The organism is Adlercreutzia sp. St.1H8, assembly GCF_059728655.1.
Genome location: NZ_AP039376.1, coordinates 422,815 through 447,839, shown reverse-complemented (window position 1 = coordinate 447,839; position 25,025 = coordinate 422,815). Strand labels below are relative to the sequence as shown.

The window sequence follows — 25,025 nt, the reverse complement described above, 5'->3', positions numbered from 1 at the left end:
TCGAACGCTTCTCACCATCAAGTCTCCTGCGCTCCGGGGAAGGCGCTTCGAGGGGCCGTTCTTGTCGTCAGACCGCCATTTTTGGCCATTTCACGCGGAATCCCAGCGCGCACCAGTACCCGCGCCCGCCGCAGCGCCCGCCGCCCGCGCGCCGCGCCCCAACCGACCGCGCGCGTCGCGTCCCAGCCGCTTGCCCGCCGCTGCAGCACACCGCGCCCGCCGCAGCCGCTTGCCCATCGCCGCAGCGCACCGCGCCCCGACCGTCCGCGTGCCGCGCCCCAGCCCGCCGCCGCAGCCACCCGTACCCCAGCCGACCGCGCGCGTCGCACACCGCGCCCCGACCGCTTGCCCGCCTGTTACGCGAGGGGCCGCCCGGGACGAATCCCGAGCGGCCCCTCACGGCGCGCGAAGCAGGCGCGGTCTACTTCTCCATCAGATCGATGGTCTCGGCCAGCGAGCGGATGATGTTGCGACGGCTGAGGGCGCCCACGAGCTTGCCCTCGGCGTCCACCACAGGCACCTTCTTGATGCGCTTGCTGGCGAACAGCTGGCACACCTCGTCCACCGGCGTGTCCGCGCTCACCGACACCACGCGGTGGGTGGCCACGTCCATCACGTTGAGGGCCAGCAGCGCACGCAGGCGATCCATGGTCTTGGTATCGTCCACGTAGCGGTACAGGTTGAGCGTGCTGTCCACCACCGAGATCTCGGTCTTGCCCAGGTAGTTGGCCACGTCGCCGTCGGACACGAAGCCCACCAGCGCGCCGGCGCCGTCCACCACGGGAAGCCCGCTCGTCTCGTTGGCGGCCATGAGGCGGATGACCTCGGCCATCGTGTCGCCGGCGCTCGCGCACACGGGCTGGCGGTTCATCACGTCTGCGGCCACGTAGACGCGCTCGGGGTCGAGGCGCTCGCCGCGCGTGGCATCCACCGTCACGCCGTCGAAGCCGGCGGAGTAGTCGACGGGCTCCTGGCCGCGCTCGGCCGCCGTGGCCGGCGCCCCCTTGCGGTCGCGCACGAGGAACAGGATGACCAGGCCCGCCACGCACATGAGGGCGAAGGTGGCGATGAAGGCCATGTGGTCGCCCAGGTAGCTCTGCTCAAGCGGCGCGGCCTGGGGCGCCACCATCGGGGCAAGGGCCGAGATGGAGACGAGAACCGCCGTGCCGATGGACGCCGCCACCTGGTTGAGCGTGTTGGACACGCCCTGCGCATGCTGGATGACGCTGTTATCCAGGGAGTTGACGCCCCAGGTGTTGAGCGGGGTCATGGTGAACTGCAGGCCCACCACCAGCACGGTATAGGTGAGCGTCAGGTTGAGGAAGCTGCTGTCGATGCCCAGGCGCGCCAGCCCCGAGGCGCCCAGCACGGCCACGATGACGCCGGGGATGACCACGCGGCGCACGCCGAAGCGGTCGAACAGGCGCCCCGACACCAGTCCCATGAAGGCGCCGATGAGCGCGCCGGGCAGCATGGCCACACCGGACATGGTGGCCGAGAAGCCCAGCACGCCCTGCACGTAGAGCGGCGTGATGACGCCCGTGCCCATGAGCGCCGCCTGGACGATGACGATGATGACCACGGCGATAGCGTAGTTCCTGGAACGCAGAATCCCCACCTGCAGCATGGGCTCGGGCAGCGTCACCTGACGCCGCACGTACAGGGCGCACAGCACCAGGCCCACCGCGATGAGCGCCGCGGTGACCGCCAGGTTATCCGACGACGCGAAGGTAGACAGCCCGTAGAGCAGGCACACGAGGCCCACGGTGGACAGCGCCACCGAGAGCTTGTCGAAGGGAGCGCGGGCGAAGCTGCCGTAGTTGCGCAGGACCGCCACGGCCAGCACGATCACCACCACCGAGAGCGCCGTCACGATGGCGAACAGCGCCCGCCAGCCCACGGAATCCACCAGCAGGCCCGCCGCCGACGGCCCCACCGCCGGGGCGAAGCCGATGATGAGCCCGATGACGCCCATGGCCGTGCCGCGCTTCTCGCGGGGGAACACGAGCAGGATCACCGTGAACACCATGGGCATGGCCATGCCGGTGCACGCCGCCTGCAGCACGCGGCCCAGCAGCAGCACCCAGAAGCTCGGCGACACAGCAGCGGCCAAGCTGCCGGCCGTGAACAGCGCGAAGGCCGTGATGAACAGCTGCCGCGTGGAGAATCGGCCGATCAGGTACGCGGAAAGCGGGATGACGACGGCCTCCACCAGCGAATAGCCACTCGTCAGCCACTGCACGGTGGTGGCATCCACTTCCAGGTCGGCCATGATCGCCGGCAGCGCCGGGGAGAGCAGCGTCTGGTTGAGCACCGCCAGCAGCACGCCCACCAGCAGCACGCCCACCATCACCAGCTCTTTTCTTCCAACACCAAGGGTCATGAGCTCTAACCTCACTCTCATTTGCTTAGAATCCGTAAAAAAGCGAATGTTCCGATGCTAGCGGCCCCATCGGGACCGGGCAAGGGAAAAGTTCGCAAGCGGGCCAAGAAAACAGGTCCGCCGACCCGCGCGGGCGAATGCCAATGAGCCCTGCGGGCGCGTTTCTGCCAGCTAACGGCTGCCGCACAGTCGCACGTCAGCCCGAAGACAGCGCCGGGGCGATGCTACGATAGCGCCGGCCCCTCCCGCGCGAAAGGATCCCCCATGCTGGAAGACGGAACCATCCGGATGGCCCAGGCGGTCGATGCCGCGGGCTCCCCTCTCGACGTCGCCTGCCTCCTGCGGCTCGACCAGGCCAACCGCCACGGGCTCATCGCCGGCGCGTCGGGCACGGGCAAGACCGTTACGCTCAAGGTGATGGCCGAGGGGTTCTCCCAGGCGGGCGTTCCCGTGTTCATGGCCGACGTGAAGGGGGACGTCACCGGCATGGCCCAGGCCGCCGACGACGCCAATGGCAAGCTGGCCGCCCGCGCCGCCGAGCTGGGCGCGCCGGGCTGGGCGCCGGCCGGCTGCCCCGTGCGCCAGTGGGACATGCTGGGCGGGCCGGGCATCCCCGTGCGCGTCACCGTGTCGGACATGGGGCCGGTGCTGCTGGCGCGACTGCTCGGGCTCACCGAGGTGCAGGAGGGCGTGCTCAACGTGGTGTTCCGCGTGGCCGACGACCGCGGCATGCTGCTCATCGACCTCAAGGACCTGCGCGCCCTGCTCAACTACGTGGGCGAGCACGCTAAGGAGTTCGAGCTGGAGTACGGTCGCGTGTCGCCCCAGTCCGTCGGCGCCATCCTGCGCGCGCTCATCGCCGTGGAGGATCAGGGCGGCGACGTGTTCTTCGGCGAGCCGGCCCTCGACCTGGCCGACTGGTTCGCCTGCGACGAGACGGGCCGCGGCTACGTCAACCTGCTCAACGCCGCGGGGCTCATCACGAGCCCCCAGGTCTACGCCATGTTCCTGCTGTGGATGCTCAGCGAGCTGTTCGAGACGCTGCCCGAGGTGGGCGACGGCGACCGGCCGCGCTTCGTCTTCTTCTTCGACGAGGCCCACCTGCTCTTCGACGACATGCCCAAGGAGCTGGTGAATCGCATCGTGCAGGTGGTGAAGCTCATCCGCTCCAAGGGCGTGGGCGTGTACTTCATCACGCAGTCGCCCTCCGACATCCCCGACGAGGTGCTGGCCCAGCTGTCCAACCGCATCCAGCACGGGCTGCGCGCCTACACCCCTGCCGAGCAGAAGGCCGTGCGCGCCGCGGCGGCCGCCTTCCGCGCCAACCCCGACCTCGACGCCGAGGCCGCGCTCGGCGAGGTGGGCACCGGCGAGGCGCTCGTCTCGCTGCTCGACGAAGAGGGCCGGCCAAGCGTGGTGCAGCGCGCCAAGGTGCTGCCGCCAGAGTGCTCGATGGGCGCCGCGCCGCCCGAGACGATGGCCGCCGCGCTGGAGGCCGCCGCGCCCCTAGCGGCCAAGTACGGCCAGGCTATCGACCGCGAGAGCGCCTACGAGCTCATCGCCGGCGAGCGGGCCGCAGCCGCCGAGGCCGACGCCCTGGCCGCCGAGCGGAAGGCGCTCGAACGGGAGCGCGCCGCCTTCGAGGCGCAGCGGGCGGCCGAGGACGCCCAGGCGCAGAAGGCCGCCGAGCGCGAGCGGGAGCGCCTGGCCAAGGAGGCCGAGCGAGCGCGCGTCGCCGCCGCGAAGGAGGCTGAGCGGGCCGCCCGCGAGGCCGAGCGCCAGCGGGCGCAGGCCGCCAAGGCCGCCAGCTCCGTGCTGGGGCAGATAGGCCGCGAGGCCGGCCGCCAGCTAGTGCGCGGGCTCTTCGGCGCGCTCAAGCGCTAGGGGCGCCTCCCAAGGGCGCAGCGCGGTCGGGGGGGGCGGGGCGGTCGTGGGAGGCCAGCGAACTTCGCCGTTTCGCACCCGGGGAGGCGTCGCGGCGCCCCCATGCATCGGAATCGCCGCATTCTGGCCATTTGCTTCGAAATTCCGAGGCTTTCAGGCCCCCCAGAGGCTCGATCTACCCTCGACGAGAGCAACCCGCTCTTGCCACCTGGGAAAACGTCAGCGGCCACGCGACAAACGGAGAGCGCAGCCTCGGAATTTCGAAGTAAATGGCCTTTTTCCGCCCCATTCCATGCACAGCCCGCGCCGTCACGCCAGAAGCACCGTCAGCGGGATGGTCACGACGCTCGCCACCAGGGTGGCCACGGTGATGCCCGTGGCGTACTCGCCCTCGTCGCCGTTCTGGGCGACCACCATGGGCACCACCGTCATCACCGGCAGCGCCATGATGATGACCAGCGCCGACACCAGGTCGCCCGGCAGCGGCGTCAGCGCCAGCAGCCGGCCGGCCAACACGGGCAGCGCCACCATCTTCACCGCCACGCCCACATAGAGCTCGGGGCGACGCAGCACGGCGCCCACGTTCGAGAAGCACACGAGCGCGCCCAGGTACATCATGCACAGCGCGCTGGTGGCGTTGTTGATGGTGCCCAAGGTGAGCGCCGCCAGCCGCGGCAGGGGGATGTCCGCCAGCACGAACACCAAAGCCGCCGCGATGGCCACCGTGTTAGGCGTCACGAGCGAGCGCGGGCTGAAACGCGCCACCTGCCGATCGCGGGCCGTGGCCAGCCACACCCCGTAGGTCCAGAACACCGCCTGGTCAACCAGGGAGAACAGCATCATGTAGAGCAGGCCCGCCTCGGGGAACACCGCTGCCAGCAGCGGGATGCCCACAAACCCCGTGTTGCCGAAGATGAAGCAGAACTGGAACACACGATCCTTGTCGTGGGGCAGCCGGAGCACACGGGCCAGCAGAAACAGCACGAGCGACACCAGCGCGTAGAACAGCGCGGCCAGCACCACCATGGCCAGGTTGTCGAAGAGGGCCTGGCGCGTGCAGCCAACGCAGGTAGAGTAGAAGATCATCACCGGCAGCAGCACCTTGGTGATGAGCTTGGCCAGGCTCGGCAGGTAGTCTCGCCCGATGACGTTCAGCTTGGCGGCGACGAAGCCCACCGCCAGTATCAGGAAGAACACGATCATGCGCTCTAGGGTTATCTCGAATATCATCGCCGCATCGCTCCTCGGGCCGCCGACAGTCTCAGCCCGTTACGTTATCCGCGCAGGCGGCACGATGCTGAACAAAGTCGTACAATGTGTCCGAAAAGTACCGCCCACCCCGAGGAGCCCCGTGACCGACCGCCGCATCGAGAGCACCCGCCACGCCATCAAGGAGGCCCTGCTGCGCCTGCTGGCCGCCAAGCCGCTGGCCCAGGTCACCGTGGCCGAGCTGGCCGCCGAGGCTGGCGTGAGTCGCTCCACCTTCTACGTTCACTACGCCAATACCCAGCGTGTGCTCACCGCCCTCGTCCGCGACTTCCTGCGCGAGGTGCGCCCGCTGCCGGCCCAGCTGCGCTGCGCGGCCTGCCGGGAGGTTCTGGGCACCGGCGAGGATGAGGCAGCGCCCCGAGGCGACGGAAGCGGCCCTGCGGAGGATCAGGCGCCCCTACGAGAAACGGACGGCGGGACGGCCCCCGCAGCGAGCGTGCCCTTCTGCGTGGCCCTTCGGGATGGCGGACGCTGGCGTCCCCTGGTGCGCGACCCGCTGTTCCTGCCCACGGTGCTCGCCCTGATCGAGAACGAGGACAATCCTGCGCTCAACGCCTACCACGCGCTCGACCTGGACGGCGAGCTGGCCCGGACGCTCTACCGCTTCCAGATGACCGGCTGCTATGCCGCGGCCCTCGCCCACGACCGAGACGACAGCTGGCCTCGGGCCCAGGCGGCCATCGACACGTTCATCCGCGGCGGAATGAACGCCTTGCGCACTCGGTAGGCGACGATCCCGCGCCCGCACGCGCGCCTGCGCCGGCGCCGCCAGCCAGCGCGTCGTCTACCCAACGGCGCGCCCCGCGCACGCCGCGCCTGCCAACGCGCCGCCCCCGCGCGCCTGCGCCGGCGCCGCCAGCGTGTCGTTCACCCGCCAACGCGCCCCGCGCGCACGCCGCGCCCGCCAACGCGCCGCTCCCGCGCGCACGCCGTCCGCACACCAGCGCCAACACGCCCCCGGCGGCGCCCCTTCCGACGGCACGCCCCTCGCGCCCGCGCCGCCAGCCAGCGTCCCCCGCGCATCGGCGCCCGCGCGCCGGCACCCGCGCGGCGCCTTCCCGCCCGTCAGCGCCCCCCCTCCTGCCAGCCCCCTGCGCGCCCCTTGCGCCGTCCCCATAACATGATAGACTATGTCAAGTATTAATCACTATCCATTAGAAGCCATACGCCAACTATGAAAGGAAGCGCCATGGACTACGAGGCCTACTACCGCAAGAGCGACGACTATGCCGCCTACTACGCCGCCATCGCCGCGGCCTCCCCGCGCGACCCCCAGGCCACGGCCCGCACCCGCGATGCTGACGGCACCATCCCCGTCGAGGCACGCGAGCTGCTGTTCAACGTGGCGGCCGAGATCAAGAACACCTTCCACGAGCTGGGCGCTCCCCTGCCGCCGCTGCTAGAGGGCTGCACGGTGGTCGACCTGGGCTGCGGCAGCGGCCGCGACACCTACCTGGCCGCCCAGCTGGCGGGCCCCGCGGGCAAGGTCATCGGCGTGGAGCCCGACGCCGAGCGCCTGGGCATCGCCCGCAAGTACCTGGCCCAGGAGATGCGCCAGTTCGGCTACGACCAGGCCAACGTGGAGCTGGTGAACGCCGTGCCCGAGGACCTCTCCTTCATCCCCGACGGCAGCGTGGACGTGGTCATCTCCAACTGCACCTTCAACCTCTCCCCCGACAAGGGCGCCTACATCCGCGAGGTGCGCCGCATCCTCAAGCCCCAGGGCGAGTGGTACTTCACCGACGTGTACACCGATCGGCGCATCCCCCAGGACGTCTCCGACCAGGTGGAGAACGTGGCCCAGCGGCTGGGCGGCGCCCTGTTCGTCGAGGACTTCCGCCGCATGGCCCAGGCGGCCGGCTTCCACGACCCGCGCTACGTCATGACGTGGAAGACACCGCTCACCGCCGAGGAGCAGGCCGTCTACCCCGGCATCGCCTTCGCCACCATCACCTCCCGCCTGCTCGCCTCGGAGTTGACGAGCGACCACTGCGAGAACTACGGCGAGAAGGTGGTCTACGACGGCTCGCTGCCCGGATACCCCGACTTCTTCCTGTTCGACAAGGACATCCGCTTCCCCGCCAACCAGGAGTGCCCCGTGTGCGACAACGTGTCGGCGCTCGGCCTGGACGGCTGCCGCTATGCCAAGGTCATCACGGTGATCGGCGACCGCTCCGTCCACTACGGGGACATCCACGGCGACGCCATCATCAAGACGGCGCCCGACTTCGAGGGGGTCCTCGACGAGGATGACCGCCCCATCCAGGCCAGCTGCTGCTAGCCAGCCCAGGCGCGCCCGCTGCGCCAGCGTCACCCCGAAGGTGATCGGGTGCGACGGTATAATGCGCCTGACCACCAACCGAGCTACGTGAAGGAAGAGCATGGAACCTATCAAGTTCATGGTCGTCAGCGGCTTTCTGGGAGCCGGCAAGACCACCACGATGATCGCCCTGGCCGAGCACATGAACGCCACCTACGGCGAGACGGCCATCATCGCCAACGACCTCGGCGCCAACCTGGTCGACACCAGCCTCACCCAGACGAGCGGCTGCACCGTCACCGAGATAGCCTCGGGCTGCATCTGCTACCAGATGGACAACGTGGTGGATCAGCTGCGGCGCCTGCGCGACAAGGACCGCGCCGTCTTCGTCATGAGCGACATCCCCGGCTGCGGCGTGGGTGCGCTCGACCACGTGTACCACACGCTGGCCCGCGAGCACGCCGACGAGTTCCAGCTGGCCCCCTTTACCGTCATCACCGACCCGGAGCGCCTGCGCATGATCATGCCGGAGAAGGCGGACATCAACCTCCCGGAGGAGCTCGTGTACCTGCTGCAGCTGCAGCTCGAGGAGGCCGACCTGGTGGTGCTCAACAAATGCGACCTGCTGACGAACGAGGAGCAGGCCCGCTACGTGGAGTTCCTCAAGACCGCGGTTCCGGACATCCCGGTGCTGTGCATATCGGCGCGCGAGAAGACGGGCATCGCCGAGCTGGCCGACTTCATCACCACCCGCGGATCGGCGCTCAAGAACTTCTCAGTGCGCGACAACCACGAGTTCGAGCAGGCCGAGGCCAAGCTGACCTGGTACAACCGCCGCATGTACTTCAAGACCACCGACGACGGGAAGATAGACATGAACGCCGTGGTCGAGGATCTCATCGAGGAGATCCGCATGGGGCTCATCGAGCGCAAGCGCAACGTGCCGCACCTCAAGACCTTCGCCACGTCGGGCAACGGCGACTTCAACAAGGCGTCGCTCATCGGCGTCGACTACGACATCGAGTACGAGCAGCAGTTCCTGCGCGACCACAAGAACATGCGCATGATCATCAACGCTCGCGCGGTATGCGAGTCGCGGCCGCTCGCGCGCCTGGTCGACGACGCCGTGGACGAGGTGTGCGAGCGCTACGGGCTGGACTGCCAGGTGTTCTTCACCGAGTGCTTCGGCATGGCCGACGAGGGCCGCTAGTGGCCGCGCAGGAAGCGGCGGCCGGCACGCCGGGAGCGCCTGCGGGCGTCCCCGCCCCCGCCCCCGGCGTGGCCCGCACCTCGCTCGTGCCCTCGCTCGACGGGTCGCAGATTCCCGACGCGGGGCTCTCCGTCCACGACCAGGTGCGGGAATACTACGGCCGCATCCTCGCCGGCTCGGACGACCTGAAGACCAACGCCACCTGCTGCACCACCGACGCGCCGCCCAAGTACGTGCGCGACGTGATGCCGCTCATCGCCGACGAGGTGATGGAGCGCTTCTACGGCTGCGGCAGCCCCATCCCGCCGGCGCTGGAGGGCTGCACGGTGGTGGATCTGGGCTGCGGCGTGGGCCGCGACGTGTACGTACTGTCCAAGCTGGTGGGGCCGACGGGCCGCGTCATCGGCGTGGACATGACCGAGGCCCAGCTGGAGGTGGCCCGCCGCCACCAGGCCGAGATGGCCGAGCTCTTCGGCTTCGAGGCGTCCAACGTGGAGTTTCGCCAAGGCTACATCGAGGACCTGGCCGAGCTGGGCATCGCCGACGAGTCGGTTGACCTGGTGGTATCCAACTGCGTCATCAACCTGACGCCGTTCAAGGAGCAGGTGCTCGGCGAGGTGTACCGGGTGCTCAAACCCGGCGGCGAGCTCTACTTCTCCGACGTGTTCTGCGACCGCCGCATGCCCGACGAGCTGCGCGACGACCCCGTCCTGCGCGGGGAGTGCCTGGGGGGCGCCATCTACCTGGAGGATTTCCGCCGCATGATGGCCCGCCTGGGGTGGGCCAGCTGGCTTTGCACCGTGGTGGACGACATCCACGTGAGCGACCTGGCCCTCGAGACTAAGCTCGGCTTCACCGGCTTCACGTCGCGCACCGTGCGCGCCATCAAGGCCGCCGGCCTGGAAGACCGCCACGAGAACTGGGGGCAGACGGCCCGCTACCTGGGCACCATCCCCGAGATGCCCCGCTACTTCGACCTGACCGACGAGATCCGCCTCATCAAGGGGCGGCCCGTGGCCGTGAGCGGCAACATGGCCGAGATGCTGGCCCAGTCGCGCTACGGCCGCCACTTCGAGATAACCCCGCGCGGCGCCCACCGCGGCGCCTTCGACTTCGCGCGGGCCCAGGACGCCGTAGAGGCGCGCCGCGGGAAGAAGGCCGTCGACCTGGCGTATCTGGACGAGGCGCTCGCGCGCATCGGCGCCCCCTCCTTCGAGGAGCGCGTGGACGCGCCGGCCGTGCTCACCGCGCCCGAGGGCAACGGCACGCTGCAGGCCAACATCACCTACGCCTGCAACCTGGCCTGCCGCCACTGCTACCTGGAGTGCTCGCCGCGCAGCGAAGAGCGCATGGACCGCGCGACGATGGAGGCGGTGCTCGACGCCTACGAGGCCGGCGGCTTCCACACGCTCGACGTGACCGGCGGCTCGCCCGAGCTGCACCCGGACTTCCCGTGGTTCTTGGCCGAGGCGGGCCGGCGCGTGCGCGAGCGCGGCGGCAAGCTGATCGTGCGCACCAACCTGACGCTGCTCGACCGGCCGGAGCACGCCCACTACCTGGACGACTACGCGGCCGCGGGGGCGGCGCTCACGGCGTCGCTGCCCTACTACGACTCGTCGGCTGCCGACGCCCAGCGCGGGCGCGGCGTGTTCGAGCGGGCCATGCGCGTCATCAAGGAGCTCAACGCCCGCGGCTACGGCGTGGCGGGGGCGCAGGTCTCCGGCCCCGGTGCGAGCGCTGGCTCGGACGCCGACGCGGAGGAGGGCCCGCGGGAGCTCACCCTGGATCTCGTGTACAACGTGAGCGGCCCCTTCCTGCCGCCGCCCCAGGACCTGCTGGCCGACCTCTACCGCGAGGAGCTGGCGCGCCGCGAGGGCATCGCCCTCGACGACCTGTTCGCCTTCAACAACTGGCCGCTCGGGCGCTTCGCCCACGACCTTTTGGACGCGAACCTCTTCGACGACTACCTGCGGCTGCTGGTGGACAACTTCAACGCCCTGGCCGTCCAGCGCATGATGTGCCGCGACCAGGTGAACGTGGACGTGGACGGCCGCCTCTACGACTGCGAGGTCAACCACGTGCTGGAACTGCCCATCCAGCTGCCCGTAGACCCGACCGACCCGGACGGCCCCACGCGCGACGCCACCGTGGCCGACCTGGCCCGCGGCCCCCTGCCGGCCCGCACCCTGCGCACGAACCCGGTCTGCTACAGCTGCGCCGCCGGCTTCGGCAGCAGCTGCGGCGGCTCCCTCGTCCACGAGCGCGAGGCGTAGGGAGTGAAGGGGGGCGCCCCGCGGGGCGCCCCCCTTCACGCGTTAGTACGCTCTTCCTGCCTCGATGCGCTCGCGCTGGCGCTCGTAGCTGTACTCGATGGGATCCTTCGCCAGGGAGTTGGGCGAGGGGGCCTCGCGCGGGACGTACTGGGTGGGGTCGCTGTCGCCGGCGTCGTAGCCGTCCACCTTGTAGATCTTGCAGAGCAGGTTCTTGTACGGCGCGCCGTAGCCGAGCTTGCCCACCTTGAAGCCGGGCAGCAGCTTGTTGATGTTGGCCTTCCACGTGCCGTACAGGCCGGGCGCCTCGGGGTCGTCCTCGGGGAACCACCAGCCGTGGGTGGCGTGGATGACGCGCGGCTCCACCTCCTTGGTGACGCGGGCGCGCTCGACGCACTTGCCGTAGGGGTTCTCGATGCACACGTAGTCGCCGTCGTTGATGCCGTATCTCGCCGCCGTCTCGGGATGGATGGTCACGAGCGGGTCGGGCGTGATGTGACGCAGGCTGGGGATCTGGCGATGCTCGGTGTGGAACGACGCGTAGTCGCGGCCGCCGGTGGTCAGCACGAGCGGGTACTCCGCGTAGAGCTCCGGCGTGGCATACGGGCTCATGGCCGGTTCCATGAAGTAGGGCAGCGGATCCTCGCCGAAGTCCTCGTACATGGACGAGCGCACCTCGATGAGCCCGGTCGGCGTGTTGAAGCCCGGCTCGCCGTCGGGGCGCAGCATCCCCTTCTCGTACTTCCTGTACTCGAAGGGCTGCTGGAACACCACCTGGTTCTGGAGCTCCTTGAAGCCCCAGTCGTACTGGGTGTGGATCTGGTCGTCGAAGAACTCCTCGACTGAGTTCCACGGCCACGCCTCGGGGTTGAGGCGCTTGCCCACCATCAGGCATATCTCCAGGTCGGACTTGCACTCCCCCGGGTCGATGGCCGTGTTGATGGCGCCCATGAAGTGCGTGTTGCGCCCGAAGTGCGGCATCACCACGCCGTCGTGCTCGGCGAAGCTGGACACCGGCAGCACCAGGTCGCACAGCCCCATGATGGTGGGCGTCATGAAGCAGTCCTGCGCGGCGTTGAAGTCCATCTTCATGAATGCGTTGTACCAGCGCTCGGGCTCGGCGCCCATGCACGGCGCGATGGGGTTGGATGCGTAGAAGTACGCCATGTGGAAGGCGTAGGGCTGCTCGGTCTCGATGACCTCGAGGATCTCGTCGGGGTGCGCGTAGACGCCCACGGCGAAGGCGGGGTGGTTCTCCTTGCCGTCGATGCGCTTGGCCACCACGTCGGGGTCGACGCACTTGAGCGTGTCGTAGGACCACTTGCCCATGAAGCTGTTCGGCAGCGCCAGCGTGATGCCGCCGGGCACGTCCATGTAGCCGCAGATCGCGCCGATGGCGAGCATCTCCTGACCGGCCTGGGCGCCGTTCTGCATCTGGTCGATGGCGAGCCCCCACAGGATGGACGACGGCGCGTTGGTGGCGAAGGCGCGGGCCGCGCCGCGGATGACGTCGGCCGGCACCCAGGTGATGGGCTCGGCCCACTCGGGCGTCTTGTCGGCGACGCGCTCGGCCAGCTCGTCCAGGCCGTAGACCCACTTGTCGCAGAACTCATGGTCGTAGAGGTCCTCGCCGATGATGACGTTGAGCAGCGCGAGCCCCACCGCCGCGTCGGTGCCGGGGCGCAGCTGGATGTGGTATTCGGCGCGCGAGGCGAGCCAGGTCAGGCGCGGGTCGATGACGATGAGCTTGGAGCCGCGCTTCATGAGGTCGACGATGGCGTGGCCGAAGAGGCCGTCCGGGTTGGACTGCAGCGGGCTCTTTCCCCACAGCATGATGTACTTGGGCACCTCGTAGCGCGGGTCGTCGTAGCGGTCGGGGAAGAACGCCGCGTAGTCGAGCTCGGGGTAGCCGGCGCCCAGCATGTAGTCGGCCACCACGGTGCGCGGGCCGTAGCAGGAGTTGCCGGAGAGCGCCTGGGCCGAGTTCGAGGTCTTGAAGACGGCCTGGGCCATGGCCGGCGCGTAGAAGGTGGCCTCGCGGCCGGTGCCCTTCATGACGGTGATGGTCTCGGCGCCGTAGGTGTCCCAGATGTGACGCACCTCTGTCTCCAGGATGTCGAGCGCCTCGTCCCAGGAGATGACCTCCCACTTGTCCTTGCCGCGATCCTCGCGGGCGCGCTTCATGGGATGGCGGATGCGATCGGGGTGGTTGAGGAACTCGCCGATGGCCAGGCAGCGCGGGCACAGGCGACCTTCGGTGATGGGGTGATCGGGGTCGCCCTCCACCTTCACGAAGTTGCCGTCCGCGTCGGTGTAGATGAGCAGGCCGCACCCGACGGGATGGCACCCCGGCGCTGACCAGGCGCACGTCCGCGTGCGCGTGAGGCCGTCCTCTTCCGTTATCCACTGCTTATCGGCCATTGCAGGCCCCCTTTCCTCGTCTCCGCGGCGCCTCGGAGGCGGCGCCGGCGGGCGGCCGTGCGGCCGCCAGGGTAATCATAGGGACGGCGACGCGCCCCATGAATTGGCCGCGCCGCCAAGATTCCCCGCCCTTTTTGGCACCCCCGCATAGAGACATCCGCGCCCGGCGGGGCGGAATGGGGCTCCCCCGAATCCGCAGGCGCTACCGCTGCGCGCGACGACTCGCCCAACACGCACGCCATCGGCGCGCTTTCGGGAGGGGGCCGGGCATCCGCGCCCGGCGGGGGCTGTTGGTGTTGTCAATTGGCGGGGGCTCCAAAAGTCGGGCGTTTTTTCTCCGCTGGCGGTCGTTATTCCGCGTCCCCTCCCTTTCCTATGATGGGCCGGGGCCGGGCATCCACCCCCCGCCCGGCCCGCCAGCCTACGAGGAGGAGGAAGCGATGGCCGACGCGGAGAAGAGGTTCTTTTCCTACCACAAGCGTCCCGACGGGATCATCTACCACGAGGACGGCTCGAAGTTCTGCTCGAGCGCCCAGCTCATCAACGGGGAGGTGATGCCCGGCTGCATGCACCTGTCGGCGGTCTGGTACCTCTCGCCCGGGCTCCACGACACCCACACCCACATCCACGACGTGGACGAGGTGGTGGGCTTCATCGGCACCGACCCGGAGGACACCGAGTCCCTCGGCGGCACGCTGCGCTTCTTCGTCGACGGCGAGTGGGTCGAGACCGACCGCAGCTGCTTCATCTACCTGCCGGCCGGCGTGCCCCACTGCCCCTACGAGATCGTGAGCCTCGAGAGGCCGATCATCCACCTCTCGGCCCTGCCCGGCACCAGCTACACGCGCACCGACGTCTAGCCCGACCCCACGGAGGAGGAAGCCATGCTCAGCCAGGAGACACGCGACCTGATAACGAAGCTCGACCTGCCCTACTGCCCCGTGGCGGTGAAGTTCTGCTTCAACCGGCCCGAGGGCTACCGGCTGAAGGATCCCAAGCGGCCGCTGTGCGGCTGCATCAAGGACGTGCAGGAGACGGGCGAGACCTACTATATAGAGGCGGCCGAGGAGGGCTGCATGGGCAAGCACGTGCTGGGGGCCGTGCCCATCGAGCCCTTCGCCGAGTCGGGCGCCGTCGGGTTCCACCACGGCATCTTCAACCAGCAGGCCTGCAACGCGCGCCTGTACTACGACATCCAGTTCTTCAAGGAGGGCACGGTCAACTTCGTGTTGTTCGGCCCCGCCGCCGAGGTCGACTTCGACCCCGACCTGCTCATCTTCGTCGCCCCCACCGACAAGGCCGACATCATCATGCGCGCCACGAGCTTCATGACGGGCGACCCCTACGAGTCGAAGTCCACCAACGTGCTGGGCTGCCACTGGCTGTTCAACTACCCCTATATGACGGGGAAGGTCAACTTCGTCATCACGGGGATGCACTTCGGCATGAAGCGCCAGGGCTACTACCCGCCGGGGCTGCACATCATATCGATCCCCTTCCACAAGATCCCGGCCTTCGCGGCAGGGCTCGCGCAGATGGAGTGGAGCCTGCCCGCCCTGAGCGACGACCCGGCCGACAAGGCCCTGGTCGCGCGCTACTACGAGAAGTTCGACAAGGCCCACGACAAGGACTTCCCCGTCGATCCGAAGGATCGGGTGCGCCATGGTTAGCGGCGGCTGGCGCGGCGCGGGCGCGGCGGACGCGGCAGCTGGCGTGGGCGCGGCGGGCGGCTTCCCCCACGTCTTCCGGCCGCTCAAGGTGGGGCCGCTCACCATCAAGAACCGGCTGGAGGTATCGCCGGCCGAGAACCACATGGCGTCCAAGGACGGCTGGGTCACCCGCGAGTTCGCGGCGTTCACCGGCACCCTGGCCTCGAGCGGAGCGGGCATCGTCACCATCGGCGACAGCCCCGTCACCCAGGCCTACTTCGACACGTGCCCCTACACCATCAACCTGTCCGACCCGCTGGTGGTCAACGGGCTGGTGTGGGCGGTCGAGGCCATCCACCGCCACGACGCGGTGGCCTCCATCGAGCTCAACCTGCGCGACGAGGAGCGCCTGCCGGCCGACTACACCGAGGCCGAGCTGCACGCCATCGTGGACGCCTTCGCCACCGCCGCCCGCCACGCGCGCCAGGCCGGCTTCGACATGGTGATGGTGCACGCCGGCCACGGGCACGTGATCGACCAGTTCTTCAGCCCCTTCTTCAACAAGCGCACCGACCGCTACGGCTGCAACAGCCTGGACGACCGCTGCCGCTTCGCCCGCGAGGTGGTGGCCGCCGTGCGCGAGGAGATCGGGCGGAACATGGCGCTTGAGCTGCGGATGAGCGGCGACGAGCGCCTGGACGCCGAGCGCAACGTGCCGCTTGGGGAGATGACCGAGTTCGCCGTGCGGATGCAGGACGCCGTCGACCTGCTGCACGTGAGCGCGGGCAACCTCTACGACATGCGCGCCGGCGACTACATGATCCAGGGCGCCTACATGCCGCGCGCCACCAACCGCGCGCTGGCCGCCCACATCAAGCGGCGCGTGTCGGTGCCGGTGACCTCGGTGGGCTCCTACACGATGCCGCTGGCCGAGGAGGCCCTGGCCGCGGGCGACTGCGACGTGGTGGCGATGATCCGCAGCTTCATCGCCGACCCGGAATGCGCCGTCAAGGCGCGGGAGGGCCGCGCCGACGAGATACGCCCCTGCCTGCGCTGCAACAGCTGCACGGGCGGCGGCCCGGGCATCAAGCCCAAGCCCACCCGCTGCGCGGTGAACCCGCTCATCGGGCGCGAGCTGGACTTCCCCGCCGTGGAGCCGGCGGCCCGGCCCAAGCACGTGGCCGTCGTGGGCGGCGGCGCCGGCGGCATGGAGGCGGCGCGGTGGCTCGCGCGACGCGGGCACCGGCCGGTCATCTTCGAGCGGGGCGACGCGCTGGGCGGCAACCTGGCCGCCGCGGGCGAGAACAGCCTGAAGGCCGACGTGCGCGCCTATGCCGACTGGTCGCGGCGCGCGGTGGCGGCCGACCCGCGCATCGCGGTGCGGCTGGGCGTGGAGGCGACCCCCGCGCTCCTGGCAGGTGAGGGCTTCGACGCCGCCGTCATCGCCCTGGGCGCCGCGCCGGTCACGCCCGACGTGCCCGGGGTCGACCTGCCGAACGTCGTGCAGGCCGTGGCGGTGGACGCCGACCCGTCGCTGGCCGGCGAGCGCGTCGTGGTGGTGGGCGCCGGCCTCACCGGGGCCGAGACGGCGCTCGACCTGGCGCGGCGCGGGCGCGACGTGACCGTGGTGGTGCGCCGGACGCGCGAGGCGCTCTTGGCCGAGCAGGGGATGAACCTGTTCAAGGCCTATATGTACTGCGACGACGCCGGGGTGCGGTTCGTCGAGGGCGCGACGTTGGCAGCCTGCACGCCCGAAGGCGCCGTGGTGCGGCGCGCCGACGGCGTCGAGGAGCTCCTGGCCTGCGACACCGTGGTGCTCTCGCTCGGCCTGCGCCCGGCCGTCGCCGAGGTGGACGCCTTGCGCGCCGCCGTGCCCGAGACCTACGTCATCGGCGACTGCAAGCGCCCCCGCCTCATCAACGACGCCGTCCGCGAGGCTTTCTTCGCCGCTATGAGGATATAGCCCCCGTCCGCGCGGGCGCAGACGGATGGCGTCGGGCGGGCGCGCGGCTGTGGCGGGCGCGGGCGTGAATGCGGAGAGGGACGGCGTCGGGCGAGCGCGCGGGTGCGGCGGGCATGGCGGATACGGGCTGCGGCGGATGCGGGGCGCGGCGGACGGCGTCGGGCGAGTGCGGGCTGCGGCGGCTGCGGCGGCTGCGGCGGGCGCGGGCTGCGGCGGATGCGGGGCGCGGACAGCGACGGCATCACGCCCCGCGTGCGGCAGCGCGCCGCAAAGTGGCCAAAAAGTGCGACCTGACGACAGCGGGCCGCCGCGATCCTGGCTGCGCTCCCGCATATCCCCAGGTCGCGTTCGCGACATTTCCTCCAGATAACGAGAAAACGGCCCCAAGAGGGCCGTCTTCGGGCTTCAAATGTCGTCAGGTCGCACTTTTTGGCCACTTTGCGGCCTGGAACGTGCACGCATGCCGGGAGCGCATGCGACAGAAGCCCCCGCCACCGAGGACGCGCCGGTCTGGGGCTGCCGCGCGCATGGCGGTCTCCAGCAGAAAACCCTCCCCGCGTTCTCTAACGGTATTGCCGCAATCTCATCCTTCTTCTGCCGTTCTGTCACAATGAGCGCTATCTTGAGCGACGTATGCACTTTGTGTGGCAGTTTCTAAATAGTTTAGAAACTAAAGTATATTGATCAGCCAAACCCGAGCGCTCGGGCAAACACCGACGAGCGCCGGGCACCCGAGCGCCACCCAAACGCCCCACGGAGACAGGAGGGACAGGCATGGGCAGATTCTCGGACAACCTTCGACGCGGGCTCTACGCCTTCATGGCGGGACGCAACGGCATGGACGCGCTGGCCCAATACGCGCTGGGCGCGGGCATCATCCTCACGGTGCTGGACTTCTTCTTCGGGAGCCTGCTGCTCTCCCTGCTGTCGCTCGCGTTTCTGGCCTACTCGCTGTTTCGCTGCTACTCGCGCAATATCGGCGCCCGCGCGACGGAGAACGCGCGCTTCGAGAGCTGGCTTCGCAAGCCCCGGGCGGCCCTCGCGCGCCTGCGCGGACGCTGGGCCGGACGCAAGGACGTCAAGTACCTTAAGTGCCCCCAGTGCGGTCAGTCCCTCAGCGTGCCGCGCGGCAAGGGAACGCTGCGCGTGACCTGCCCGAAGTGCCATGCGCAGACCACGGTAAAGTCCTAGGGGGCTTCGTGTTCGGCTTCGTCGTCGCCAGTTTGGGCACCGTATCCGATGAGGAGAAGGCACGCTACCAGGCGCTGTACTGCGGGCTGTGCCGCACGCTGCGCGACCGGTACGGCCAGGTCAGCCGCTTGACGCTTACCTACGACCTCACCTTCTACCTCATGCTGTGCAACGCGCTCCACGAGCCGCCCGAGAAAGAGGGCGCGCTGCGCTGCCCCGCCCATCCCACACGCGTGCGGAGCTATGCGCGATCGCGCTTCGCCGACTACGCCGCCGACCTGACCGTCGCGTTGGCCTACCACAAGTGCCTCGACGACTGGCACGACGACCGCGCCCTGCGCGCGAAGGCCGCTGAGCGCCTGCTGGCCGGCTCCTACGCGAAGGCGCACGAGCGCATCCCCGAGCAGTGCGGCGCCATCGAGCGGTCGCTCGCCGCCATCGGCGCCATCGAGGCCGACTCCGACCCCTCCCCCGATGCCGCCGCCATCGAATTCGGCGCGCTGCTCGGACGGCTCTTCGCCCACGACCAGGGCATCTGGGCAGACCAGATGGAGAGGTTCGGGCGCCAGCTGGGGCAGTTCGTCTACCTCATGGACGCCGCCGTCGACTACGCCGACGACGAGCGCTCCGGCAGCTACAACCCCTTTGTCCGCCTGGAGTCGAACCCGCAGGATATGCGGACTTTGCTTGCAGTTCTCATCGGCAACGCCGCAGACACCTTCGAACGGCTACCCTTGGAACAGGATCTGCATCTCATGCGCAGCGTGCTGTACGCAGGCGTGTGGCAGCAGTTCAACAGAACGTACCCGAGCACGACCGAGCAGGATACCATGGAAGCCAAGCGCTAGCGCGCCGGGCACCGAGGCACGGGAAGCGTCGGTCCGCGCTCCGCGCGACGCCCGCATCCCGCCTGCCGCCAGGCGTCCACGCACACCGCGCCCATCCCGCCCGACCGGCCGAAGGAAAGGCCCATGACCGAGAATCCCTACGACATACTCGGCGTCAGCCGCGACGCATCGCCCGACGAGGTGAAGAAGGCCTACCGCAAGAAGGCCCGCGAGGCGCACCCCGACCTCAACCCCGACGATCCCACCGCCGCCGAGCGCATGAACAAGGTCAACGAGGCCTACGACCGCATCATGAACCCGGAGAAGTACGCGCGCGAGGACGCCCGCCGCCGTGCCGCCGCCTACGGCGCGCCCTACTCCCCCGGCTATGGCCGTCCCGGCGCAGGCCCGCAGCAACCCGGCCCCGGGACGAACGCCGGCGGGTCCTACGGCGCGCCTGGCGGCTATCAGTGGGTGGAGATCAACTGGGAGGACATCTTCGGCGGAGCCGGCTTCGGCGGAGCGGCCGCGGCGACCATCCACCCGGAGGCCTCGGCATCCGACGGCCCCGAGGCGCGGCTCGCCGTGGAGGCCATCAACGCCGGCCGCTACCAGGAGGCCCTCTCGGCGCTGGAGAAGGTGGTGCGCTCCGGCCGCAACGCTCGCTGGCACTACCTCATGGCGCTGGCCAGCCATGGCGCCGGCCAGCCGACGGCGGCCCTGGGTCACATTCGCCGCGCCCGCCAGATGGATCCCGCCAACGCCGACTACCTGGCCGCCGAGCGCTCCTTCACCCAGCGCGCCGCGGCCTATCAGCAGCAGGGCGAGTCGAAGGGCTTCTCCATGGGCTTCCTCGACCCCACCAATCTGTGCTGCTGCCTCTGTTGGGGCAGCATGCTCTGCGGCCCGGGAATCCCCGCCGCCATCTGCTGCCTCTAGCGCACGCGGAGGCGTTCCGCAAGGCGAGGCGCCCGGGTTATTCGAGCGCCCTGCGCGGGGATGGCCCCATCGCGCAGCCGCCGCCATCTGCTGCCTCGAGACGGCCGCCTCGCCTCGCAAGACGCCCCCCCACGGGGCCGAACATCCCCCCGCGAAACGGGACCCTGGCACAGCCACCGCCACCTTTTCGCGCCCTGATGGCACTAATTCGCGTTTTGGTACGGTGCGTGGGTGCGCTTCGGGCGCAGGCTGGCCCCGCCGCCAAAGCCGACCTGGGAAAACGTCGCCGATGGCGGCCCGAGTGACTCGCGATGGGCGCCGGCGGGGGCGCCAAACCGTACCAAAACGCGAATTAGTGCCACGAAACGGCGAAAAAGTGGCATCGAGGGCCGGGCCGGCCCAAACGCGACACCTGCGCAGCCGGGAACCACGCCCGGACGACCCTCCCACGCGCCCCACATGCCCGGACGCCCCACGCGGGCGAGCGCCGCGCTCGGCCACGGCGCCCTAGCGGCGCAGGGCTACCATCTGCAGCGCCTCGCCGAAGAACTGCCCCGCGCCGGTCTTCACGGCAAAGGCCGCCTTTTCCGGGTCGGCCACCATGCTGCCAGCCAGGAAGTCCACGCCGGACTCCAGCAGCACAGGCGCCATGACGGCCGAGGGCCCCACCATGGTGGTGAAGGCACCGGCCCCCGATGCCAGCGTCAGTAGCCGCGGCGCCGTCTTGTTGACGAGGGTGACGCCGGTCATGAAGACGAAGTCCGCCTCGGGCAGCACGTACTCGCAGGCGGGGTCGGGCGTGTCGAGCGGACCTCCGCATGCGCGCTCCAGCACCGTGAGCTGGGCGTACTCCTGGATGCGATCGACGTGGGGGAAGTGGCCGATCACCACCACCGAGCTCTGGGGACCGGCGGCCTCCACCTGGGGGCGCACCATCTCGAAGGCGTCCGTACGGCGGATGGAGCCGTCGGGCAGCTCCACCGGCTCCTCCACCTGAGCACCCAGGGGCACCACCAGCTCCGGGCGCGAGTACCAGGCGTTGAGCGCCGCCACGCCCAGTGTGGCCTCCTCGAAGCACCAGGACTTGGCCAGCTCGGCCAACTCGCGCAGCGGACGCCCGCGCCAGTCGGACTTGTCGGTGCGCTGGGCGCCGCGCGTGGTGGTAAAGGCCACGCCCATGCCGCAGTCGGCCTCGACGTAGGACCAGTGGGTGCCCAGGCACAGGTCGCGCACGAGCACGTCCTCGGACACGTCGGCGATGAGCCGGTCGTAGAGGGCCCAGGGAGAGGAAGCAGTGAGGTTCATGGGAATTCCTTTCTCGATGAGGCGCGACGCCCAGGGCTAGCAGCCGGGGAAGGGGGCCGGCGGGTCGCCCGTCTCCAAGCGCCGCGAGGGTCCCGCGCCAAGCGGGGCCCTGGGAAGATCCGACGAGCGCGGTCGCCCCCACGGGAGGGACAGGGAGGCCGGCCGGCCCGTCAGGCGGATAGGCGGGACTTAGCGCGGCTGGGCGTCGGCCAGCAGGTCGGCCAGCTCGGCATCGCTCAGGTCGTACTGGTACATGGTGTGGTAGTAGGCGCGCGTCACGTCGGCGATGGTGTCGTCGAACTTGTCGGGGTAGAGCAGGCGCGGCAGCCACTGCATGCCCATAAGCTGGTTCACCGTGGGCGGGTTGTTCATCCAGCAGTAGGGGTCGTTGGGCACCTGGTAGTAGTTGCCGTCGTCGATGGCCGCGATGCCGGCCCACGCCGGGTCGTCGCCCACCGTGTCGTAGATGCTGCCCGCCTGGAAGATGATGAGCTCCGGGTTCCACAGGGCGATCTGCTCGAGGCTGACCTCGTTGCCGTTGCCCTTGCCCGACACGTCGTCAACCACCACGACGTTGTTGGCCACCATGTCCATGACGGCGCCCTGGAAGGACGTCTTGGCGATGGCGTTGAGGCCGTTCTCACCCAGGAGGTAGGCCATGTTCACGCGCTCGTCCTCGGGGATGGTGGCCATGACGCCCTCCACCTTCTCGTAGGCCGCGCGGCAGTAGTCGGCCAGCTCCTGGCCGCGATCCTCCATGGCGAGCATCTCGCCCAGGCGCTCGTAGGCGGCGCCGTAGTCAGAGAGCTTGGCCTCGATGAACACCACGGGGATGCCCAGCTGCTCCTGGAGGGCGTCCAGATCCTCCTTGGCCCCCGTCTTGGCCTCGCCGGTGTCGATGATGACCTGGGGGTTCTCGGCAGCCACAGCCTCGCGGTTGAGGTTGTCCGTGGCGCCCAGCACCGCGCCGAACACCGGGTAGTCCTTGAACTTCTCGCCGAAGATCCTCAGCTGGTCGTCGTTGAGCTCCTGGGCCAGGCCCACCATCTTGTCGGGAGCCATGGTCAGCAGCACCTGCTGGGCGGTGAAGCCCGAGGGGCAGATGCGGTCGATCTGGCGAGGCAGCTCCACCTCGCGACCCAGGTCGTCGGTGAAGACGTGGGTCTCGGGCTCAGCGGCCTTCTGCTCCTGCTGGGGCTCGGCAGATTTCTGCTCCTGCTGGGCGCAGCCGGTCAGGCCGAGGCCCAGGCACGCGGCCAGGGCCAGGGCGCACAGCAGCGCCAGCAGGCCGGCCGCGCCCCTTCTCATCATGATGGACATGGCGTTCCTTCCCTTCCTTTTCCTATATTCGCTGTTCAAGCTCGCGTACGGGCACGCAGACGCGCACCTTGTCGCCATAGAGGGAGTTGACCTCGACGTCCACGTCGTAGAGGTCGCTGATGAGCTCCGAGGTGATGGTGTCGTGGGGGCTGCCGAAGGCGCGGACGCGGCCGTCGTTGATGACGAGGGTCTTGTCCGAGTAGAGAAACGCCTGGTCGGGATTGTGGGTGGACTGCACGATGGAAAGCCCCTCGCGTGCGAGCTGGCGCACGCAGGACAGCACGCGCACGGTGTTGCCGTAGTCGAGCGCGCTGGTGGGCTCGTCCATGATGATGGTCTGGGCGTTCTGCGCGAGTGCCCGTGCGATGAGCACCAGCTGCTGCTCGCCGCCGGAGATCTGGGTGTAGGTGCGATGGGCCAGCCGCTCGATGCCAATGCGCTCGAGCGCATCGTAGGCGCGTTTGACCTGGGCCTTCCCCGGCGTGCTCAGCATGCGCAGGTCGCTGCCCGTGGCCATGAGCACCACGTCGAGCACCTCGTAGTCGTAGACCGGCGCGTGGGACTGCGGGATGTAGGACACCTCGCGCGCCCTCTCCCGCACCGACAGGCGGCGCAGGTCCTTGCCGTTGACCCGAATCTCGCCGGCGTAGTGGGGGCACAGGCCCAGGATGCAGCGGAACAGCGTAGACTTGCCCACCCCGTTAGGGCCCAGCACGTTGACGAGCGTGGCGTCGGGGATGTCGAAGCTCACGTCCCGCAGCACCTCGTGGCTGCCGTAGGAGAAGCTCAGGTCACGCACTTCGATGCTCATAGCTTCTTCCTCCGCGTGATGAGGTACAGGAAGAACGGCGCGCCCACGAAGGCCGTGAGGATGCCGATGGGGATCTCGGCGGTGGTGGCCAGGCGGGCCACGTCGTCCACCACCAGCAGGAACCCGGCGCCCATCAGCATGGACGCGGGGATGAGCCGGCGGTAGTCAGCCCCCACCAGCATGCGGCACAGATGGGGGATGACCAGGCCCACCCAGCCGATCATGCCCGTGACACACACGCTGGAGGCGGTGACGATGGTGGCGGCCACGATGACGACGATGCGGATGAGCCGCGCGTTGACGCCCATGGTGGCGGCCTCGTCGTCGCCCATGGTGAGGATGTTGATGCGCCAGCGCAGCGCGAAGAGCACAGCACAGCCAACGAGCATGAGGGGAAACACGGTGGTGACCTCGCTCATCTTGGCGCCGGTGAGCGAGCCCATGAGCCAGTAGGTGATGTCGGCCAGCTCGTCAGTGGGGTCGGCCACCAGCTTGGCGTAGGAGACGCCCGCCTGGAACAGCGAGCTCACCATCACGCCGGCCAGCACCACCACCATCATGTGGTTGCCCTTGGCCCGGGCGCTGATGAGCAGCACGAGGAACACGGTGAGCAGCGCCATGGCGAAGGCCGTGAGCGACACGCCCGCCACGCTGAAGCCCAGCAGGATGGCCAGGGCTGCGCCGAAGGCCGCGCCCTGGCTGGCGCCCAGGATGTCCGGCGAGACGAGGGGGTTCTGGAAGGTGCCCTGATAGGCGGCGCCGGCCACGGCCAAGCAGCAGCCCACCATGAGTCCCAGCAGCACACGGGGCAGCCGTACGTTGAAGAAGAGGGTGGCCTGCTGGTCGGTCCACGTCTGCGGGAGGGGGACGACCTGGTCGACGAGCATGGCGATGGCCTGGAGGGGATCGATGGGATAGCGGCCGAGCATGAGCGAGACGCCGGCAGCCACCACCACGAACACCGCAAGCCCCGCCACGACGGCCCGCCCGCGACGCGCCGCCTCCGAGGCCCGCGGGCAGCCGCAATCGCCCCCAGGCCGCATGCTGGCGGAGGCGGCCAAGCGCTCGTCTTTCTCCATCACCCCTCCTCCATATTATTCTCATATGTGGATATTCACAATTATGAATAATAGCGAGTTGGTAATTATTTTGCAATAAGGATAATTTTGGTCAGGGATGGGCGGCGCTGACTGGGAGGGACGCCGGCCGCAAGCCAGGGCGGCGCTGGCCGAGGAGAGACGCCGACCGCTGAGACGCAGGTCATGGGCGGGGCGTCGACGCTGGCCGGGAGGGGAACGCCGGTCATGGGCAGAGATGTCGGTC

Annotated in this window: 18 protein-coding genes; 11 read left to right on the top strand and 7 right to left on the bottom strand. The window is 69.3% G+C overall.

The features are described from left to right. Nucleotides 1-421: 421 nt before the first annotated feature. On the bottom strand, nt 422-2,404 hold the full coding sequence (locus tag AC6I0Y_RS01475) for a DHA2 family efflux MFS transporter permease subunit (protein ID WP_497732572.1): 1,983 nt from the start codon (nt 2,402-2,404) through the stop codon (nt 422-424). Between the two features lie 243 nt (nt 2,405-2,647). On the opposite strand from AC6I0Y_RS01475, the gene AC6I0Y_RS01470 reads away from it, so the two are divergent. Beyond that, nucleotides 2,648-4,267, top strand: a complete 1,620-nt coding sequence (locus AC6I0Y_RS01470; protein ID WP_497732570.1) for a helicase HerA-like domain-containing protein — start codon at nt 2,648-2,650, stop codon at nt 4,265-4,267. A 309-nt stretch (nt 4,268-4,576) separates the two neighbouring features. Here AC6I0Y_RS01470 and AC6I0Y_RS01465 read toward each other — a convergent pair whose 3' ends face one another. Beyond that, nucleotides 4,577-5,497 carry an AEC family transporter gene (locus tag AC6I0Y_RS01465; protein ID WP_497732568.1) on the bottom strand — a complete coding sequence of 307 codons (921 nt, stop codon included), beginning with the start codon at nt 5,495-5,497 and terminating at the stop codon, nt 4,577-4,579. A gap of 121 nt (nt 5,498-5,618) precedes the next feature. On the opposite strand from AC6I0Y_RS01465, the gene AC6I0Y_RS01460 reads away from it, so the two are divergent. The 4 genes from AC6I0Y_RS01460 to AC6I0Y_RS01445 all read left to right on the top strand — a co-directional run bounded on the left by AC6I0Y_RS01460 (nt 5,619) and on the right by AC6I0Y_RS01445 (nt 11,279). Continuing rightward, nucleotides 5,619-6,263: a TetR/AcrR family transcriptional regulator gene (locus tag AC6I0Y_RS01460; RefSeq protein ID WP_497732566.1), complete on the top strand. Its 645-nt coding sequence runs from the start codon at nt 5,619-5,621 to the stop codon at nt 6,261-6,263. A 462-nt stretch (nt 6,264-6,725) separates the two neighbouring features. Then, the gene (locus AC6I0Y_RS01455) at nt 6,726-7,817 is read left to right on the top strand and encodes a methyltransferase domain-containing protein (RefSeq protein WP_497732564.1); all 1,092 of its coding nucleotides are present in this window, start codon (nt 6,726-6,728) and stop codon (nt 7,815-7,817) included. A gap of 100 nt (nt 7,818-7,917) precedes the next feature. Further along, nucleotides 7,918-9,006, top strand: coding sequence for a GTP-binding protein (locus tag AC6I0Y_RS01450; RefSeq protein ID WP_497732562.1), 1,089 nt, complete (start codon nt 7,918-7,920; stop codon nt 9,004-9,006). Next, nucleotides 9,006-11,279, top strand: a complete 2,274-nt coding sequence (locus AC6I0Y_RS01445; protein ID WP_497732560.1) for a DUF3641 domain-containing protein — start codon at nt 9,006-9,008, stop codon at nt 11,277-11,279. The genes AC6I0Y_RS01450 and AC6I0Y_RS01445 overlap by 1 nt, the downstream gene beginning before the upstream one ends. A 42-nt stretch (nt 11,280-11,321) precedes the next feature. On the opposite strand, the gene AC6I0Y_RS01440 is transcribed toward AC6I0Y_RS01445, so the two are convergent. Further along, a complete protein-coding gene (locus tag AC6I0Y_RS01440) occupies nt 11,322-13,697 on the bottom strand; it encodes a molybdopterin-dependent oxidoreductase (RefSeq protein WP_497732557.1) in 2,376 nt (791 codons plus the stop codon). A gap of 440 nt (nt 13,698-14,137) precedes the next feature. Here AC6I0Y_RS01440 and AC6I0Y_RS01435 point away from each other — a divergent pair, with 440 nt between their 5' ends. The 6 genes from AC6I0Y_RS01435 to AC6I0Y_RS01410 all read left to right on the top strand — a co-directional run bounded on the left by AC6I0Y_RS01435 (nt 14,138) and on the right by AC6I0Y_RS01410 (nt 20,266). Beyond that, complete coding sequence (locus AC6I0Y_RS01435; RefSeq protein ID WP_242163065.1) at nt 14,138-14,557, top strand: hypothetical protein; 420 nt, start codon at nt 14,138-14,140, stop codon at nt 14,555-14,557. 24 nt (nt 14,558-14,581) lie between these two features. Continuing rightward, nucleotides 14,582-15,367: a DUF169 domain-containing protein gene (locus AC6I0Y_RS01430; RefSeq protein WP_497732554.1), complete on the top strand. Its 786-nt coding sequence runs from the start codon at nt 14,582-14,584 to the stop codon at nt 15,365-15,367. Beyond that, complete coding sequence (locus AC6I0Y_RS01425) at nt 15,360-17,309, top strand: oxidoreductase (protein ID WP_497732551.1); 1,950 nt, start codon at nt 15,360-15,362, stop codon at nt 17,307-17,309. The genes AC6I0Y_RS01430 and AC6I0Y_RS01425 overlap by 8 nt, the downstream gene beginning before the upstream one ends. 774 nt (nt 17,310-18,083) lie before the next feature. Continuing rightward, complete coding sequence (locus AC6I0Y_RS01420; protein WP_497732549.1) at nt 18,084-18,500, top strand: hypothetical protein; 417 nt, start codon at nt 18,084-18,086, stop codon at nt 18,498-18,500. Nucleotides 18,501-18,508: 8 nt separating this feature from the next. Continuing rightward, the gene (locus AC6I0Y_RS01415) at nt 18,509-19,348 is read left to right on the top strand and encodes a DUF5685 family protein (protein ID WP_497732547.1); all 840 of its coding nucleotides are present in this window, start codon (nt 18,509-18,511) and stop codon (nt 19,346-19,348) included. Nucleotides 19,349-19,471: 123 nt separating this feature from the next. Beyond that, on the top strand, nt 19,472-20,266 hold the full coding sequence (locus AC6I0Y_RS01410) for a J domain-containing protein (RefSeq protein ID WP_497732545.1): 795 nt from the start codon (nt 19,472-19,474) through the stop codon (nt 20,264-20,266). A 507-nt stretch (nt 20,267-20,773) separates the two neighbouring features. Here AC6I0Y_RS01410 and AC6I0Y_RS01405 read toward each other — a convergent pair. The 4 genes from AC6I0Y_RS01405 to AC6I0Y_RS01390 form a co-directional block, all read right to left on the bottom strand. Beyond that, nucleotides 20,774-21,571, bottom strand: a complete 798-nt coding sequence (locus AC6I0Y_RS01405; protein ID WP_497732543.1) for a Rossmann-like domain-containing protein — start codon at nt 21,569-21,571, stop codon at nt 20,774-20,776. Nucleotides 21,572-21,760: 189 nt separating this feature from the next. After that, complete coding sequence (locus AC6I0Y_RS01400; protein ID WP_497732541.1) at nt 21,761-22,891, bottom strand: ABC transporter substrate-binding protein; 1,131 nt, start codon at nt 22,889-22,891, stop codon at nt 21,761-21,763. A 22-nt stretch (nt 22,892-22,913) separates the two neighbouring features. After that, nucleotides 22,914-23,702 (bottom strand): ABC transporter ATP-binding protein, encoded by a 789-nt coding sequence (locus AC6I0Y_RS01395; protein WP_497732538.1) that lies wholly within the window; start codon nt 23,700-23,702, stop codon nt 22,914-22,916. Continuing rightward, a complete protein-coding gene (locus AC6I0Y_RS01390) occupies nt 23,699-24,781 on the bottom strand; it encodes a FecCD family ABC transporter permease (RefSeq protein WP_497732536.1) in 1,083 nt (360 codons plus the stop codon). The genes AC6I0Y_RS01395 and AC6I0Y_RS01390 overlap by 4 nt, the downstream gene beginning before the upstream one ends. Nucleotides 24,782-25,025: the final 244 nt, after the last annotated feature.